The following is an 18606-nucleotide window of genomic DNA, read 5'->3' on the forward strand; positions in this document are numbered from 1 at the left end:
CGCCATCAGAATCAAATCTATCAAACATAACTTGTCGGTTTTCAATAATTACTTAAATTCTTTAGCTTTTACTCTCTGGAGTTCTAATTTTGAAACTGGAAACATCTGCATCTAACTTAACTTACAATAAAAAAATCCACCAAATTATTTTTTTAAAAAATGCTCGTTTTATGTTGAAATATGTATCAATGCATCTCCCTGATTTACAATCGGGGCGTGATTAGAACAGATTACATAGCCTGAAAATGGTGCTTTTATTTGTTTTTCAAAATCTCCAAACGGATCCGAAATATTTCCGATAACTTTTCCTTTATTGATAAAAGTTCCCGTTTTAACATAGGGATGATACATTCCGGAGTACTTAGCTCTAATCCAAAAGGAATTGTTGATAAGTACAGGATCCTCAGTGTTCGAGTTTTTGTAATCCTTTAGTTCTTTCTCAAAGTTTCTAATTCCTAAATGATGCATTACTCTTAAGGCTCCTGATACGCCGCTATCGGTAATTTCCTTTTGTAAGGATAAGGATTTTCCACCTTCAAAAAGCAGTACTTTTTTCCCTCTCTTCACACAGGAATCCCTAAAGGATTTTTCTCTGTTTTTGGCTTTAATTATAAAAGGTGCTTTAAAGATTTTTGCAAGTTCTAGGCTTTCTTCATCATCGTTAATTCTTACCTGAGGAATGTTAAATCGTTCTCCACCACCTGTATGATAGTCAATGCAATAATCAACATGTGGAACTATTTCGGTCATCAGATGGTAAGCAAACCTACTTGCAAGAGAGCCTCTTTTACTTCCAGGAAATACCCTGTTCAGATCTCTCCCGTCAGGAAACTCTCTAGTTTGATTTAAAAATCCAAATATGTTAACTACAGGGATACAGATGACCGTACCTTTTTCTGGTTTATTAAACTTTTTAGAAATGATTTGTCTAACGATTTCTACACCATTTAGTTCATCTCCGTGGATACCTCCTGTGATTAATATACAAGGTCCATCTTTTTCGGCACGTTCAATAATAATAGGAACTTCAATTTTAGTTCTGGTATGTAATTTAGCGATATCCAGATTTAGTTGCAGTCCTTTTCCTTTAGACACTGCGGTACCTAATATTTTGATATTTTTATTCCGCATTTCTCTCTACGTATCGTATAATATAATTAGCAATATTTCTTCCCGTCGCAGCTTCTATACCTTCCAGACCTGGTGAAGAGTTTACTTCCAGGATTAAGGGACCTCTTTCTGATTGTAACATATCTACACCGGCTATACCAAGACCCATTACTTTTGCCGCTTTTAATGCGGCGTTTTCTTCTTCTTCTGACAGTTCAACTATTTGGGCACTACCTCCCCGGTGCAAGTTGGATCTAAACTCGCCTTCTTTACCCTGTCTTTTCATTGCTCCTACCACAACCCCATCAACAATAAATGCACGAAGATCGGCTCCTTTAGCTTCTTTTATAAATTCCTGCACAATTACGCGAGCTTGTAGTCCGTTAAAAGCTTCCAGAATCGATTCGGCAGAATTTTGATTGTCAGCAAGGACAACCCCTAATCCTTGTGTTCCTTCTAATAATTTTATAACAAGTGGGGCGCCTCCAACGCGATCAACAATTTGACCTACATCTTTGGAATAATTACTAAATACCGTTTTTGGCAGTCCCAAACCTGCACGTGATAGTATCTGTAAACTTCTTAACTTGTCTCTTGATCTAACTAAAGCTTGAGATTCGGTAGCGGTAAACACTTTCATCATCTCGAATTGTCTTACAACGGCAGTACCGTAAAATGTAACTGATGCCCCGACTCTTGGAATTACACCATCCACATCTGTTATTTCTTTTCCCTTGTAAATAATACTTGGTCTTTTTTTTTCAATAACAAGATTACATTTGGTATGGTCAACAACCACCATTTCATGACCTTTATTCTCACCAGCTTCTACCAGCCTTTTGGTTGAATATAAATTAGGGTTTTGTGAAAGAATTACTATTTTCATTACACTATTTTTTTTTAATTTTTAAAATGAAAAAACAACTGCCTCTACTAACTATTAGACAGTTCTATATATTACGATTTTTTTTATACTATTTAGGCAAAACCCGAAATGAATTAATAATTTTAGACACGAATTTAGTATAAAGTCACTGTTTGAGTGAAAACAAAATCTTGAAGTTAACTTTAACATGTTATCTAAAATCTATTTCTTCTGTTGAATACTTAATTTACTCCTTATTTACGAATAATTCTATCATATTTTTCGATTGAAAACAATAAAACCGAGATGGAGCATCTCGGTTTTAATAAACGTTTAAACGTTTTTGATAAACCAAATTACAAGGAACAAAATCATCGAAAAAAGTATGACTGAAAATATCATCACCAATCTACGTTTGATTTTATCCATCAGGTTTAAATAAAAAAGATGAGACCTATACATCAGTTCATCTAACAAACTGTCTTGATGGGAGGCTGAAATATTAGCCCTTAATCTTTTTTTCACTTCTCTAATTGGTATCACATCAACATAAGGTTTGAAAGCGTCTCTCTGCTTTCCTAACCTTTGCATGTTCTTTTCTCTCATTACCGTTAAAAATTAAATTATAGTTATGGAACTAGTTTTTTTGAAGCTTTACTTTTATGGCATTCATATTTTTAATAATTGACGTAATATCTTCTTGATAAAAATTAGTATTCATTTCTAATTCAGAATCATTGTGATATGTAAGCCTAAAGTTTTTGGGGGTTTTTACTTTCATTTATAAAAGTTACAATGATGGTTGTTCTAATTAAATTAAAACCGTATCGACGTTTATTTCTGCCGTAAATGATTCTGCATGTTTAAAGTCTTTAAACCAGTAGGCAGAGGATATGATTTCGAAAGTAATTGAATCTTTTTCTCTTTCAATTTCTCTATACTGCCATATAATGTCTTTGGCTTCTTCAAATTCTCTACTTTCTATTTGTTTATTAAAAAGTCTTTTAATTAAGGTATTCTCAGGCATTCCTTTGCATAACAATCGTATAAGTATCGCTTCATTCTTTGTAGAGAAAATTTTCAAATCCTCAACATGCTTTGAACTTATCTGAACCTGAAATTGAACAGCTTCAGGGTGAGGGAATTTACCATTAAAGGCTTTGTATAACAATTGAGTTACATTAAAAAATTCCTCGTGCATTGATAAATCCGCATATTCCTCCCACAGTTTTTCGTCAATCATTTCGTGAGAAAGATTATCCAATTGACCTTTACTTAGCTTTTCTTTAAACACATATTCCAAAACCATTTTAGCTGCTTCTTCTGGCTCATAATCGGTAATGGATAGAAGGCACATTTCTTTTAAATCCTCGGTTGAAATATCCTTGATTTCACCAAACTCCATGATCTCTAATAATTCTCCATATTTTTTGATATTCCAATAGTTCGGTAATTCTTCAATGGTTTTAAACTTTATTAGCTTAATATTAAAAACCGTTTTCATCATCTGATATTTATTTAATTATCTATATGACACCTATTCCAAATAAAAGTCACTTTGCCATTTACTTAGTTTTGCGGGGGTTAGACAAAAAACTTGTCAATCGATGTGACCCATTAATTATTGGTGTGTCCTAATAATACTTTCATATTAGAAAGGATGTGTGAGACAATAGAAAATTCTTGTCACATAGAAATAAAAATATGGTAAGTGATACTCGTTTTTGCACATATTTAATTGCAAATTTTAGCTAACTTATCTGAATAAATAACTCAACACCAATAATGACGTTTAAAACAACATCCTATTTATCAGTACTGGCTATTTTTTTTATAAACCAATTTGTAATAGCTCAAGAAATACCTTTAGAAAAGATCAAAGGTCAAATTGATAATTATAAAAAGGACATCAGAGGCCCCTACAAAAGTATACAATGGTTTTGTAAGGACGGTACCATACGTGGACCAAAAGACCCTTGCCCAGATGCTATTGGAGGAATCCAGCATGCTACTTATAAAGATGCAGTAATCACATTAGGTAAGTCTAACCATATTTACTTAGGACAGATTTTAGCGTACACAGATAAGACAGATTTTTGGGATGCCTCGAAAAATCATTCTCGGTTAAAACAATACCAGTTAGGTAAATATTTAGCCCGAATAGATGATGGTTGGATTAACCGCAAAGGACAATATTACAGGGGTGCAATTCAAATAGAAGATGAGGAAGAGTGGGGTGTCGATTTCTATCGATGGTTATTGGCTAAAGATGATATTCTTTTAAAAAATTACTATTTGATTTTACAATCCTTAAAAGATGTTCCTCATAAGGGCGATGATGATGTTTCTCAGTTAATGCGTACACAATCAAAGGTCATATCCGACCAATATACTAAGTTTATGGATTTGCGTGTAAAAATTCACAGCAATCCCGAAACTGAAGATATTGATAAGACTATTTCCTTTAAGAAGGACAATATATCTAAGCTAACTCCAGGATTGATCAAAAAGTTTGATGAATTGATAATTACCATGGAAAAATTTCACAAACCCGTGGACTTACAAGCTATATTGGCAAAGGCAGGAAAATTATCTACTGCCGGCCCAGTAACGAATGTCATAAAAAGATATGCGCAGGATAATAACACCGGTGATGCTAAAAAACTAACCGAAGAAACAGCACTGTTATTGCTAAATATCAGAAAGAATATAACCAAAGAAAGTAAATCCAGCCAACGGTTATTACTGTTAGATATCGCAAACCAACTGCAAACTATCATTTTTAAAACCGCAGCTCTTTGGGAACCAAACTCATTAGATGAACAACTTACGAAAGTGTATGCACTTGCAATGGCTACCGCCGGTAGCGGAAGTATAGAGTTATGGGAATGGGAAGCCGTAAAAGAGACCTTGCAACCCAAACAAGAGATGGCTATCACCCTTGGAGAATTAAAGCAAAAGCTCGAAACAGCAAGAAGTGTGGTAGAATGGAGTGCTGCAATGGTAAAAGCTACCTATCAAGACGTAGTAAATTTGTATACTGCTTTTGAACCGGATGCTTATAGTTTTATCGATGATAGAATTCGTTCTTCTACCGCCTTACAGTTAGGTAAAACTGTAGGAGATTTAGGGATCTTTATAGCCAAAGAATCATCATTGTCTAACAAAGTAATGGATCTTTCTAACCAGAGTAGTATACGAGGATTAAATCCCGGGTATGCGTATGGAGAGTTAGTCGTGGTTACCGGAAACCCGGAAGCAATAGAAGTATCAAGTAACAAGATCTACATTTTTGAAAGAGCCCCGGCAGATCTAAAACCTGTGGCAGGTATTGCAACTGTTTCTGAAGGTAATTTGGTTTCTCACGTACAATTACTGGCAAGAAATTTAGGAATTCCGAATGCCGCTCTATCCGATGAGAATCTTAAAGATTTAATCGCTTTTAATGGTAAAAAGGTGTTTTATGCTGTTTCGAACAGCGGTACAGTCATTTTAAAAGACGAAAATCAAATGACCGCAGGAGAAAAAGCGCTCTTTGCCAAAAAAGTACGAAAAGAAGATAAAATCGAAGTGCCAATAAGCGAAATTCGATTGGAGCAAAGTAAAATAATAAATCTACGTGATGTAGATGCAAAAGACTCCGGTAAATTATGTGGTCCAAAAGCAGCGAATCTGGGGCAATTGAAACTGTTATTTCCTGATAAAGTTGTAGAAGGTTTTGTAATCCCTTTCGGAATTTTCAGAACTCATATGGATCAGGAAATGCCTGGTCAAAATAAGTCCTATTGGAAATTTTTGATCCAAATGTTTGAAGAAGCAGATCAAAAAAGAGCTCAGGATATTTCAGAACAAGAAGTAGAAAACTTTCAATTACGCCAGTTAGAAATTTTAAGAGCTGCTATTAAAACAATGCCACTAAAAGCTGAATTTTTATCAGAAATAAATAATTCGTTTCAATCGATTTTTGGAAAATCCATTGGAAATGTACCCGTATTTTTACGGAGTGATACCAATATGGAAGATCTAAAAGATTTTACAGGAGCAGGATTGAACTTAACTATTTTTAATGCCGTTGAAAAAGAGAAAATCATCCAAGGAATAAGAGATGTTTGGGCCTCTCCATATACAGAGCGAAGCTTTAAATGGAGGCAAAAATACTTGCTCAATCCGGAAAATGTATTCCCCTCTATACTGGTCATTCCTACTGTAGACGTCGATTTTTCAGGAGTGTTAATAACCAAAGGCATTTCCTCCGGAAATGAAGATGATCTTACCATTGCCTTTAGCCGTGGTGCTGGTGGCGCTGTAGATGGACAAGCAGCTGAGTCTTATCTTATAGGAACTAACGGAACGGCTTATCTATTATCTCCTTCACGAGAACCGTATCATAATGTTTTGCCAGCAACTGGTGGAACTGGTAAACAAGTAGCTACTTTCGAAAAACCAATTCTTACAAAAAATCATATTTCAGAAATCTATGAACTTGCTGGTACTATTCGTAAAACATTGGCAAAGAAAACAAAGTCCAATTATAAAGGAGCATACGATATTGAACTAGGTTTTAAAAATGATACATTATGGTTGTTTCAGGTAAGGCCTTTTGTTGAGAACAAAAATGCACTAGGATCTGAATATCTACAATCTATAACTCCCAAAATTGATATTAAAAAACAAATTCCGTTGAATACAAAAAGATAATACCATGACCAAAACTATAAAACTCATCCTTTTAGCCATCTGTTGTATGGCGTTTACGGTTCCTACTGGGCATACCATATACCCGATTGATGGATATTCATATTCTGGGATACGAAGATTAAAGCACTTACAGTTAGCCATGTTCGGGGATTTACCAGAGGTAAAATTACCCGCAGGAGCCTATAAAGGAATTAACGACATACAATTAAATTTACTATCCAGAAAACAAGCGGCTACGCAGGATGTCCTAGTAGAAAATGTAGCATTACAAAAAAAGATAGATGCACTTTTTCCTCGTTTGGACAAAAGCTATTCAGTTACTATTCTGGACATTACAAAACCAGATAGTTTACGTTATGCTCAGCAAAACGAAACAAGGGGTTACCAACCGGGTAGTGTAGGAAAGTTGGTGGTAGTTACTGCATTATTTACTCAATTGGCAAAGATATATCCTAATGATTATGACAAACGAGTAGCACTCTTAAAAACCAAAATGGTAAAAGGCGGGAATTGGGTGTTAACGGATGAGCATACAATTCCGGTTTTTGATATAAACACGAATAAATTAATAAAACGGCAGGCGGCAGCTAGCGATGTGTTTTCAATATTTGAATGGGCAGATCATATGTTGTCCGTTAGTAATAATGGTGCTGCCAGCGTGGTATGGCGAGAAGCTCTGTTGATGGCTGCTTTTGGTGATAAATATCCAACAATGACGCAAGAAGATGCTGATGCTTATTTTGCCAAAGGTCCTAAAAATGAGATAACCGATTTGGCAATTGAAGTAGTTCATCAACCTCTACGAAATCTTGGGATTACTGAAGATGAATGGCGTTTAGGAACATTTTTTACCAGAGGCGTAAATCCCTATGTAGGTAGTAAAGGTGGTAGTATAGGATCGCCATTGGGTTTAATGAAATGGATGGTTCAATTGGAACAAGGAAAAATAGTAGATGAAAAATCGAGTCTGGAGATTAAGCGCCTGATGTATATGACTGATCGTAGAATCCGCTATGCACAAGCCCCTGAATTGCGGGATGCAGCGGTATATTTCAAATCAGGAAGCTTGTATAAATGTGATAAAACAAAGGGTGAAACCTGCGGGAAATATAAAGGAAATGTATATAATTATATGAATTCTGTAGCCATCGTCGAGCATACCGATGGAACCAAATATATGGTTTGTTTGATGACTAATGTATTACGCAAAAATTCTGCCGGAGATCACTTGGCTTTGGCAAGCAGAATAGATCAAACCATACGAAGTTTCAAGTAAAAAAAGCGTTAATTCAATAGAAAAAAAGATGTAATAGATAATATTTTAATTATCTTATAAGACTCTGAATCTCCAAAGATTAATACTGCAAAACATATAAAAACCAAAACTAGTAAAATGGGAAAAATAAATTTTGAAAACTATGAAACCAGTGGTTTTTATGATGAAATGTTTGATGAAGACGGAAGTATACGACCTCATTATAAACTATTTTTGGAACGAGTACAAAAAATCGGTTGGAAGAAACTAAACTTCCTTCAACACGCTACAGATAGAGCTCAGCTTTCGTTAGGAATGACTTTTAATGTGTATAGTGATAATCAAGGAGTAGAAAGAATATTACATTTGGATATCCTCCCTAGGATCATCAGTAGTGAAGAATGGAAGTTTTTAGAAAAAGGATTAAAGCAAAGAGTAACAGCTTTAAATATGTTCATTGATGATATCTACAATGATCAAAAAGTATTAAAAGATAATATTATCCCTCGAGAATTAGTACTTTCTAGTGCATCATATCTAAAAGAATGTATTGGACTAAAACCTGCTGAAGGTGTCTGGTGTCATATTACAGGTAGTGATATGATTAGAGGAGCAGACGGAAAATTCTATGTTCTTGAAGATAACTTACGTTGTCCATCCGGAGTATCTTATATGTTGGAAAACCGGGAAATATTGAAGCGGACATTTCCTGAACTATTTGAAAAACTCAAGGTAAGACCTGTTTCTAATTACTCACACGAGCTAAGAGACATGCTAGAATCTTTGACTAAAAATACACCAGCCTCTATCGTTGTCCTTACGCCTGGTATTTATAACGCTGCTTATTTTGAGCATTCTTATCTGGCTCAACAAATGGGAGCAGATTTGGTAGAAGGTAGAGACCTTGTGGTTAAAGATGACTTTGTATACAAAATTACCACTAGAGGATTGCAAAGGGTTGATGTAATTTATAGGAGGTTAGATGATGATTTTATTGATCCCTTAGTTTTTAATAAAAACTCATTACTCGGAACTCCGGGACTGTTTAGAGCCTATAAGAAAGGAAATGTTGTACTTGTTAATGCTCCCGGAACCGGAGTAGTAGATGATAAAGCAGTATACGCATATATTCCTAGAATTATAAAGTATTATTTAGGGGAAGAGGCTTTGCTATCGAATGTACCAACCTATATCTGTGCCGAGGAGGATGATTTGAAATATGTTCTCCAAAATATTGACAAATTAGTAGTAAAGCAGACAGATGCATCCGGAGGTTACGGAATGCTGATTGGTCCCAAATCCACAAAAGCAGAACAGGATAATTTTATCTCAAAAATAAAAAATAATCCCAGAAATTATATTGCTCAACCAATGATCAACTTATCAAGAGTGCCTACGCTTACAGATGATACTATTGAAGGCAGACACGTGGATTTGAGACCCTATATTTTGTATGGTAAAGAAATAAAAATCATTCCTGGAGCATTAACCAGAGTAGCATTGAAAAAAGGATCGATTGTGGTGAATTCATCGCAAGGTGGAGGGAGTAAAGACACATGGGTTCTGACCTAAAAATTACAGCGTATGATAAGCAGAGTAGCAGACACCATTTATTGGATGAATAGATATATCGAAAGAGCAGAAAATTACGCTCGTTTTATGGATGTTAATTTTAATCTTTCTCTGGAATTACCTCCGGATATATCTGAACAATGGAAACCATTGGTAGAGGCTACAGGAGATTGGGCTCTGTATGAATCAAGGTACGGAAAAGCAGAAAAAAATAATATTATCTACTTTTTGGGATTCGATAAAGAAAATCAAAATTCGATATTTAACAGTATTTTAAAAGCGAGAGAAAACGCACGCGCCATCCGACCAGAGATTACTAAGGAAGTATGGGAACAAATTAATTTCTTATATTTTTTGGTAAAGGAAGGATCCACAAAAAAACTGTGGAAAAAAAATGATCCCAGAAAATTCTTTCTAGAGATAAGAAAGGGGTGTCAATTGCTTTATGGTATCTTAGATACTACAATTTCCAGAAACGACGGGTGGCATTTTGGACGCATCGGACAATTGATAGAAAGAGCTGATAAAACATCTAGAGTATTAGATGTAAAATATCATATCATTTTACCAACACAAGAAAGTGTAGGTTCTCCTTTGGATTTGATTCAATGGACTGCATTATTAAAATCTGTAAGTGCTTATGATATGTACCGAAAAAAGAACGGAAAACTAACACCAATAGGAATTTCAGAATTTTTGATTTTGGATAGAGAATTCCCTAGGTCAATAATGCAATGTTTGTTACGCGCAGAGCAATCGCTATATAAAATAACCGGGCAGGACGAGGGGTTTTCTAATGAGGCAGAAAAAAAATTAAAAAAACTATCGTCCAAACTAAATTATGCTGATATTAACGATATATTTCAAGCAGGATTACACGAATATTTGGATTCATTTCAAAAAGAATTAAACGAAGTATCTACTGCTTTCTACGACTCTTTTTTCTGTGCAGAAAATATTATAAATCAAACTCAAAACTCACAACAGTAAAATGACATATTGTTTAGGAATAAAATTAAAATCTGGTTTTGTCGGTATATCAGATACCCGAATCACCTCGGGAAGTGAAACGGCTAAAGCGAAAAAAGTGTATACGGTAAATAAGAAAAATCATTCTTTCTTTATAATGACTTCCGGATTGCGATCTGTTAGAGATAAGGCAATGACCTATTTCAAAGAAGATTTAGAAAAAAATGATGATTCTTATAATAAATTATATAAACTCGTTAATGCTTTTGCTGCTCAGGTAAAACAAGCCGCTAATGAAGATAAAGCATCTTTAAAAGAGTCCGGACTTAGTTTTAATCTATTTTCTATAATTGGAGGACAGCTGCAAGATGATGACGAACACAAAATCTATTTATTATACCCGGAAGGGAACTGGGTAGAAGTTGTCGAAGGTTCACCCTTTGTTATAATTGGTAATAATGGGTATGGTAAACCTATTCTGGATCGAACTATAAGATATGATTCATCTATGAAATTTGCATTACGAGCAGGATTTCTCTCCTTTGATGCCACGCGTATAAGTGCCAATGACGTAGATTATCCGATCGATGTAATTTGGTATGATAAAGATTCCTTTAATATCATAGAAAAACGTTATAGAAAGAATGAACTTCAACCCATATCGAAACTTTGGGATGAGGGTTTACAGCAATCCATCAATTGTCTACCGGAAGATTGGATGGATAAACTAACCTTGAATGTTAGGGTAGAAAACGAGGAAACTAAGGAAGACTATTCTGATTTAATTAAAGAAAATGAAATTTAAAATTATACATGAATCCAATTATACTTTTAGTACTGAAGTTTATTTAGAGCCTCATCTATTGCGATTAAAACCGAAATCGACATCTTTTTGTTTTTTAGATTCTTTTAATTTGCAAATTTTTCCAAAGCCTTCTGGAATCCGTGAACAAATGGATGCCGAAAATAATACAATTTGTTTTACTTGGTTTGATAGCAAAACCAAAGAACTTACTATACGAGCTAGTTCAATAATTACTATTTCTGATTACAATCCATTTAGTTTCATTATTTATCCATCAGATTATTTTACGATACCATTTCAGTACGACAAAGAGTTGAGTCTTTTATTACACGCTTCCTTACAAAAAACTACTATTGATCAAGGGCTGAAAGACTATACAGATAAAATTCTTAAAAAATCAAATACTACTCTTGATTTTCTTATAAATCTTACGAAAGAAATTCATAGTGATTTTGATTTGTATTATCGTCATGAAGGTTCTCCTTTCGAACCAAATAAAACCTTTACATTAAAAAAAGGATCTTGCCGAGATCTTGCCTGGATGCAGATACAGATATTGCGAAATATTAATGTTGCTGCTCGCTTTGTCAGTGGCTATTATTATATTGAGGTAGAGAACCCGAGCTATGAATTACACGCGTGGACAGAGGTATTCATACCAGGAGCAGGATGGATAGGACTTGATCCCAGTTATGGAATCGTTACCGGAAATACCCATATCCCTCTTGCATCTAGTGCACATTATAAAAATACAATGACGGTTACTGGTACTGTCAGAGGAGATGCAGTATCAGAGTTGAATACGAATTTGCACATCGAGGTTCTATAAACATTTGAACTCTGTTTCAAATCAAAGTACATATCCGAATTATCATATCAAGAAGCCATTGTGGAAAACGCTTTTTGCGCAAATGTTTTTATTTTTATATCCTCATTTTGCAGTAAAGGCTCGATTAGTAATAAATATTTTGGATCTTTTTTATGTCTTATTAAATAAAGGATGGCCAGTTTTAGCTTTAAGTCTTTTCCTTTTAAAATTGTAGAAAAACATTCATACTCTGTGAGTCTGTTTTTACTGATCATCTGGATTACTTCTTCAGAAGAAGTATCAAGAACCGTTGCCTCTACTATAGGGATGAGTACGTTTTTCAAATTTGGATTTAGTATAAGGTCTAAAAACTCAATAGCATTGGTTCTCTTTTCCTGTTCTTGACTTAAAATACCCTGATATGCTATTTGTACATCTTTTTGAGAATAATGCAATTCTAACAACTTAAAAATACGTTCCAGGCCTGCATCTAACCTACGTTCTAATAATTCCATCAAACTTTCTCTGGCTTCCATTTCTTCATCGGATATTTGTTGTTTTAATTTTTTCCGTTTCAAGTAGTGGATAATAATCTGAGTATGCATTGCGTTCAATGTGCGATCATAAAGTTGACACTCCTCTAAAATTAGTTTAGCCACTTGATTCTTATCAAAATATAACTCTGGAACTTCCGCTTTCAAATTAGATAATGCTCTGATACACTCCAACCTAATCGCAAGATCTTCAGCATTTTTGAAAACATTTAGTAATACGCTCACAGATTCCTGGATTTTAAAATTTGAAATCACCTGAGGCAGTAATCGTTTGATTGAAAGAGAAATACGATCATTTTGAATACTTTTGTTTAGTTCATCAATGATTCCTTTTCCGTAAAACACCAAGGCGGATGTTACTTCTTGGCGATATACTTTATTTTCTATCAATTCTAATAAATGATCCACAAACATCGGATTTAAAGAATTTCCGGCAGCTTTTATCGCTGTCTTTACTATTAGTGGATTGGTATGTTTTAGTCCTTCGTTTATATATTTATATCCATCTTTATAATCTGCATGTCCGATGATTGAAATAAGTTTTATCAGTTCATTTTCTTTTGCTACAGGAGAAAGTGTCTCTACGAGTTTCCTTTTCTCTTCAATTCGTTCTTTAAACTGATATCTTTGCTTTAATGAATAGTTTCCTCTGCTTTCTTTCGCCAGACACAATAATGCTGCATCTGATATGAATTTGCTAGCGTGATCGAGGTATATGTCAAAAACTATATTTTCATCTTTACTGGCGTGCAGTAGTAAATACTCTAACGCAGCAAGAACCACTTCAGAATCATCTGTTTTTAGCAACTCTATAATCTCAAGATTGATACTTTTTGTATTAAGAAAATATAAATTTCTTAGCGCTTCTGCCTTCACCGCATTAGACGGATGATTTAATAAATTAGTGATTGATTTTTTAAATCTAGGATCATTGATTTCCTTGGTTTTGTTGAGCATAAAAAGAATTTCTTTTTCTGTACCTTCTTTAAAAACGGTAGCCATTCCTTTCAAAAAAGATGATTGAGATATAGATTTGACTTTTTTTTCAGGTTTGGCGGTTAAATTGTACAAATTTTTACGAAAGGAAATGAAATATTCTTTACGAACTTGAATGACAAAATACACCCAAATAATTGTAAAGACTATAATACAAGAAGTTATATAATAGTCTGGAACATCTAATCCCTTAACAAACAAGATTAGAACACAACCTGCAATACCTGTTGCGATACTATCCACCACAACATCAATAAAGGATTTAGTTTTATTTTTAAGTTCAAATGGTAAAGGAAGTGCTAACAGTTCTACTGCAGATTTGTTTACAGACTGTTTTAAACTTCCATCCGTAGCTTTGAGTAAAATCACAACCCATAACTCGGGGAAAATAAAAAACAGCAATGCTCCAGCGAATATTAATACGGGTAATATTAATAAAGAAAATCCAACTCCCCAAACACCAACTATTTTTCTGGTCAATAAAAGTTGTATCAATAACGATAGTACATTGAATGTAGATAACCAAAATCCAAAAAATGAAGTTAATTCATCGCTGTCTGTAATCTTTTTGGCAGCAATATCACTAAATTGATAATCAACCAGTCTTGCAGTAACCACTCCGATACCAATAATCCCGGCAAGATAAGTGAGGTGACGGGATTTTTTTATTAGTCTAAAAGGGTGTCCAATTTTAACTGGCAACCTCTTTTTTTGCTTAAAGGTGTTTAGTTTTCCTACCCTATTTTTCCAGATATAAGATACAATAGGAACACCACACAACAAAAATAAGCCAGCAACGATGATAAGATTTTCATTACCTATAACTGGAGCGAGAATTGTGGTAAGATATCCTCCAAAAATACCTCCTGTTATAGCTCCGGCTCCTATAAATCCAAAAAGGCGTTTTGCCTCTCGTACGTTGAAAACCAAATTAGCAAGTACCCAAAACTGCGAAGTGGTTAAAACAGCATAGATAGCTACTCCCACATAAAAAAAATACAATAACCACCCCCTTAGTATTTGCAAATACAACAAGCCCGCCATGACTACGAGACTTATAATGGTAATAATTAATGTAGAACGGATCACCTGTTGAAGTGAAAAACGCTCTGTAGCCCGAGTATAGAAATAAGAAGAAACAATTGCAAATACCGCAACTAATAAATACGCAAATGGCAAACTCTCTACTCCCAATTCAGAGATAAAAAGCGAGTTTACCACAGGTTTAATAATTAACAATGTAGCGATGATTAAAAAAATGTATGCAAGCATAAAAAACGAAACTTTTAGCTCGCCATCCCGTATGTCAAAAATCTTCTTTAGGGTGGTTTTAATCATGTATTAGTATTCTAGTATATTTACCTTTAATTACTCAATATCAATATTTTGCGCAATGTCAATTGCATCAACTTCACCCATAATTTCTATTTTGATGATATCTTGAAACGTTGCCACTCCAATAAATTTCCCGAAGGAGTTATATACTAAAGTAGTACACTATCTTTTAACTAATATAGGTTTTTTTATCATTTATAAAATCGGCTACGATTCTATTCCTATCCATAGTAGAATAAGATCATTTGCATATATAATTCCTGCAACGACACCAATTGCAATTTCTGCTAATAATATGGGAGGTACAGAATTCACTGCGACGTTACCAATAAAAAGAGTGCACAAAAACAGATCCCCTCTTTTTCCGATTGGATATACCTTAACTACTCTTTCATCTCCTCACTTATTTTTTATTCTAAAGAAGTTATGTTGAAGCTAAAAAAACTTAGAGCAAGTCCGCTGAAGCAACCTGATGAAACAACTAAAACGGTAACCATCAAATATTCTATATTTAAAATTAAAACGTGTATTTGTTAGACACCGATTGTTTCAGAAAGTCACTATGAGTTTTAACTTTCGTTCAACACCTTTTCTATAGGTCTAACTAAATTTCTAATTATTTGTTCTCCATTTAGATCGTCTATTAATGCAACCAGAATATATCTTCTCTTAGGATCCTTCCCCCAAACCAAAACAGAATCTGAATGATATGTTTTCCAGGAACCGGATTTTCTAAACAAGCGTGCATCAGGTGCAATTTTGTCCAATGTATTTACAAACTTGTGATGTAATGCAGGGTCTTCCATAATGTCCAGCATTTGTTTAGATCTAGCTTCGGTAACTAATTTTCCTTGTACAAGCAAATAATAGAACCTACAAACTTGTGTCACACTTGCAGCGTGACTTAAATTCTTTAAAGGGTCTCTGTTGGTATCCCCACCACCACCGTAACGTTTACCTACCCATAAACCACCACCGAATTCCTCATCATATAGGTTATATCTTTCACTGGTTAACACTGTTTCAATTTTGTCGTATCCTATACGATTAATCATTCGGGTTGTAGCAGCATTGTTCGATTTACTGATCATTATTTTCATATCAGTTTTTACTTCCTGAGTTTCTTTAAGTTCACCATTTTCAATCGCATCTGTTGCCGCTAGCAATACTGCGATTTTTGGTAAACTGGCAGCATACATCATATGATTTCCATTGATGCGGGCAAAACGGATTTGCTGTGTATTTGAAAGATCCACTACACCTACAGCCATTTTTTTATTGGCTATAAGTTTTTTCCATCTTGGCTTTTTATTGATTTCTTGTTCTAGTTTTTTCTGAAGAGTACTATCAATAAGGCCGCGTAATGGTATTGAATCATTGGGTATACGAAGTGGTAACTCCACTTGTTCAAAAAGGAGTTGTGCTCCTGCCGGCTGAGAAGGCGGGTTCACCAAAGCGATATCTTTTTGCTTTGATTCTTGTGCGTCACAGGCGTTTAATGAAAGCATCAACACCAGAGTGAACATAAATTTAGGTATGTTTTTCATTTAATTTTTTAGTGATTGAATAGCAAATGCAATAAGCACGCTAATGATTAAACCAAGGTTTACTTTTGCCAAATCTTTGACAATAAGTTTGTATGAGTTATTAAGCTGTCCTTTTTGATTACGATAATTGATGGCAATTTCTCTACCGGCTAGGATGCCAATAAATGCCCACGTAGTACTCATAGGAATTGTACTGATAGTTCCTAAAACGAATAATAATATCCCGTAATACAAATCGATAATCGTTGCCGAACGGATGTTTGCTGTATTTGATTTTTTATTGACAATATCCTGAATGCTGCCTCCTTTGTTTTTAAAAATATATGCCATTATCAAAAGGATAACACCCATTGCAAGAAGCAATTCTGTAATTGATACCTTGCGAGGTAAAAAAACAAAAATGTTTGCAAAATCTTGTATGAGCCATTGCGACCAAAGGAATCCAGTAGAAAACCATTGCGCAATGAGCCAGTACTTATGCTGGTTTTTAATAGTCATTAAACGTAGGGAAGCCGTTGATTCTAGTTTTTTTGAAATAAACCAATAAATAACAATCGCAGAAACAAAAGCTATGGAATAGCCTAAGAGAGATTTGAGAATCATTTTTTCAATGATTTGTCCTGTAGAGAACACGCTCAATATCATAAACGTAGTACTCACAGGAATCCCAAATCGCGTGATAATTAATAACGAAACAGGTGCGAGTAAATACCACCATTCTAAGGATTCTGGCAATGGTATTTTGTTTAATCTTCCAAAGGATACATCACCAGCATTTATAGACCATCCGTACAATAGTGTTGCAGATAAGATAAGAGCCGCAAAACTCCATAAAACCCACCACTGCCTTTTTTTGTTAGAGGCTATAAAAGTCCCGAGTGTTTGTATAACATCATTGGCAATTACAGCGTAAGCGGTAATGATAAATCCCAGATAAATTATTAGTAATTCCAATTAATTTAAATTTTGATAATGAGACACCAAATGATTGTATTAGTCACCACTAATTTTCAATTTTTCCCAGTCCTGCATCAGTTGATGGATACAAAACTCCCTTTTCAAGCCTGAAGAGCCCTTTAAAAGGGTCGTTTACAATATCTAAATGTCCGTCTAGATCTGCATATTGGATATTCTTTCGAGATAAGGCAAAATGTAATCCTGCAGATATCCCTAAACTACATTCATCAATACAACCTACCATTGTTTCTAATCCAGCACTTTGTGCCACCGCATTTATGTGCATTGCTTCCCGAATTCCACCCACTTTTTGGATTTTGATATTCACCATATCTATAAATTCACCTTGTGCTAATCTAAAGGTATCTTTTACACTTTTAATACTCTCGTCAGCCATAACAGGAATGCTCGTCCCATCTGTTACTACACCCATCCGTTCATCAAATCCTACTTTTGTAGGTTGTTCAAAAAACTCGATGTTTACCTCTTTAGTTCTTTTATAGAATTCGATAGCCTGTTCTGCGGTATATCCTTGATTTCCATCGAAGCGTAATTCTACAGCTGGGAAGTTTTCGCGTAAACGTATCATTTTTTCAATGTCTTCTTTTAGAGAAAGGCCTCCTTTTACTTTTATAATGTTAAAGCCTTGTGTTACAAATTCAGCTGCCGTTTTTAAAGTGTCTTCTAAAGGTAAAATCCCGATGGTAATGCTTGTAGAGATGCTATGGCGATAACCTCCTAAAAACTGATATAAAGGGATATTTAGTTTACGAGCTGCAATGTCCAAAAGGGCTATATCTACGATTGCCAATGCAGATGATTTTTTCTTAAGTAACAATTTAAGCTCAGCTAATATCTCAGAAGACATAAACGCATTTTTTCCTTTTAAATAAGGGATAATAACACCGCGAATGTCTTGTTCGACATCTTCTGGTGTTTCGCCTGTAACAACCATATCCGGAGCTGCACATCCATATCCTACAACATTTTTATCTGTCTCAATCTTTAAAATGAAATTAATCGCCTTTGAAACAGTTTCATACGCTATGGTGTAAGGCTCCGATAATTGCAAATCAAGTCGCTCATAAGATATGTTTGTTATTTTCATTTGTATTGAAATTATAATGGTTTGGTA

At 34.6% G+C, this 18606-nt stretch carries 13 protein-coding genes; 6 read left to right on the top strand and 7 right to left on the bottom strand.

Annotation, left to right across the window (positions count from 1 at the left end; translation table 11 throughout):
• Window positions 1-168: 168 nt before the first annotated feature.
• The 3 genes from ACE94K_RS03140 to ACE94K_RS03150 form a co-directional block, all read right to left on the bottom strand.
• A complete protein-coding gene (locus ACE94K_RS03140) occupies window positions 169-1131 on the bottom strand; it encodes a succinylglutamate desuccinylase/aspartoacylase family protein (RefSeq protein WP_378179802.1) in 963 nt (320 codons plus the stop codon).
• On the bottom strand, window positions 1121-1996 hold the full coding sequence (gene rimK / locus ACE94K_RS03145; protein WP_378179805.1) for a 30S ribosomal protein S6--L-glutamate ligase: 876 nt from the start codon (window positions 1994-1996) through the stop codon (window positions 1121-1123). The genes ACE94K_RS03140 and rimK overlap by 11 nt, the downstream gene beginning before the upstream one ends.
• A gap of 790 nt (window positions 1997-2786) precedes the next feature.
• Window positions 2787-3482, bottom strand: coding sequence for a hypothetical protein (locus ACE94K_RS03150; protein WP_378179808.1), 696 nt, complete (start codon window positions 3480-3482; stop codon window positions 2787-2789).
• Window positions 3483-3760: 278 nt separating this feature from the next.
• On the opposite strand from ACE94K_RS03150, the gene ACE94K_RS03155 reads away from it, so the two are divergent.
• The 6 genes from ACE94K_RS03155 (at window position 3761) to ACE94K_RS03180 (ending at window position 12103) form a co-directional block, all read left to right on the top strand.
• Window positions 3761-6673 (top strand): PEP/pyruvate-binding domain-containing protein, encoded by a 2913-nt coding sequence (locus ACE94K_RS03155; RefSeq protein ID WP_378179811.1) that lies wholly within the window; start codon window positions 3761-3763, stop codon window positions 6671-6673.
• 4 nt (window positions 6674-6677) lie between these two features.
• Window positions 6678-7949 (top strand): serine hydrolase, encoded by a 1272-nt coding sequence (locus ACE94K_RS03160; RefSeq protein ID WP_378179814.1) that lies wholly within the window; start codon window positions 6678-6680, stop codon window positions 7947-7949.
• 117 nt (window positions 7950-8066) lie between these two features.
• The gene (locus tag ACE94K_RS03165; protein WP_378179817.1) at window positions 8067-9500 is read left to right on the top strand and encodes a circularly permuted type 2 ATP-grasp protein; all 1434 of its coding nucleotides are present in this window, start codon (window positions 8067-8069) and stop codon (window positions 9498-9500) included.
• 12 nt (window positions 9501-9512) lie between these two features.
• A complete protein-coding gene (locus ACE94K_RS03170; RefSeq protein WP_378179820.1) occupies window positions 9513-10490 on the top strand; it encodes an alpha-E domain-containing protein in 978 nt (325 codons plus the stop codon).
• Between the two features lies 1 nt (window position 10491).
• The gene (locus tag ACE94K_RS03175) at window positions 10492-11274 is read left to right on the top strand and encodes a hypothetical protein (RefSeq protein ID WP_378179823.1); all 783 of its coding nucleotides are present in this window, start codon (window positions 10492-10494) and stop codon (window positions 11272-11274) included.
• Entirely contained in the window at window positions 11264-12103 is an 840-nt protein-coding gene (locus ACE94K_RS03180; protein WP_378179826.1) for a transglutaminase N-terminal domain-containing protein, read from the top strand. Before ACE94K_RS03175 ends, ACE94K_RS03180 begins: the two co-directional genes overlap by 11 nt.
• 47 nt (window positions 12104-12150) lie before the next feature.
• Here the strand turns inward: ACE94K_RS03180 and ACE94K_RS03185 are convergent, their stop codons facing one another.
• The 4 genes from ACE94K_RS03185 to ACE94K_RS03200 all read right to left on the bottom strand — a co-directional run bounded on the left by ACE94K_RS03185 (window position 12151) and on the right by ACE94K_RS03200 (window position 18579).
• Window positions 12151-14970 (bottom strand): hypothetical protein, encoded by a 2820-nt coding sequence (locus ACE94K_RS03185; protein ID WP_378179829.1) that lies wholly within the window; start codon window positions 14968-14970, stop codon window positions 12151-12153.
• Window positions 14971-15536: 566 nt separating this feature from the next.
• Window positions 15537-16505, bottom strand: a complete 969-nt coding sequence (locus tag ACE94K_RS03190) for a serine hydrolase (RefSeq protein WP_378184212.1) — start codon at window positions 16503-16505, stop codon at window positions 15537-15539.
• Between the two features lie 9 nt (window positions 16506-16514).
• Window positions 16515-17468 carry a hypothetical protein gene (locus ACE94K_RS03195; RefSeq protein WP_378179832.1) on the bottom strand — a complete coding sequence of 318 codons (954 nt, stop codon included), beginning with the start codon at window positions 17466-17468 and terminating at the stop codon, window positions 16515-16517.
• Window positions 17469-17517: 49 nt separating this feature from the next.
• A complete protein-coding gene (locus ACE94K_RS03200) occupies window positions 17518-18579 on the bottom strand; it encodes a mandelate racemase/muconate lactonizing enzyme family protein (protein ID WP_378179835.1) in 1062 nt (353 codons plus the stop codon).
• Window positions 18580-18606 lie beyond the last annotated feature (27 nt).

The sequence above is a fragment of the Aquimarina besae genome, assembly GCF_042434905.1.
GTDB lineage: Bacteria > Bacteroidota > Bacteroidia > Flavobacteriales > Flavobacteriaceae > Aquimarina.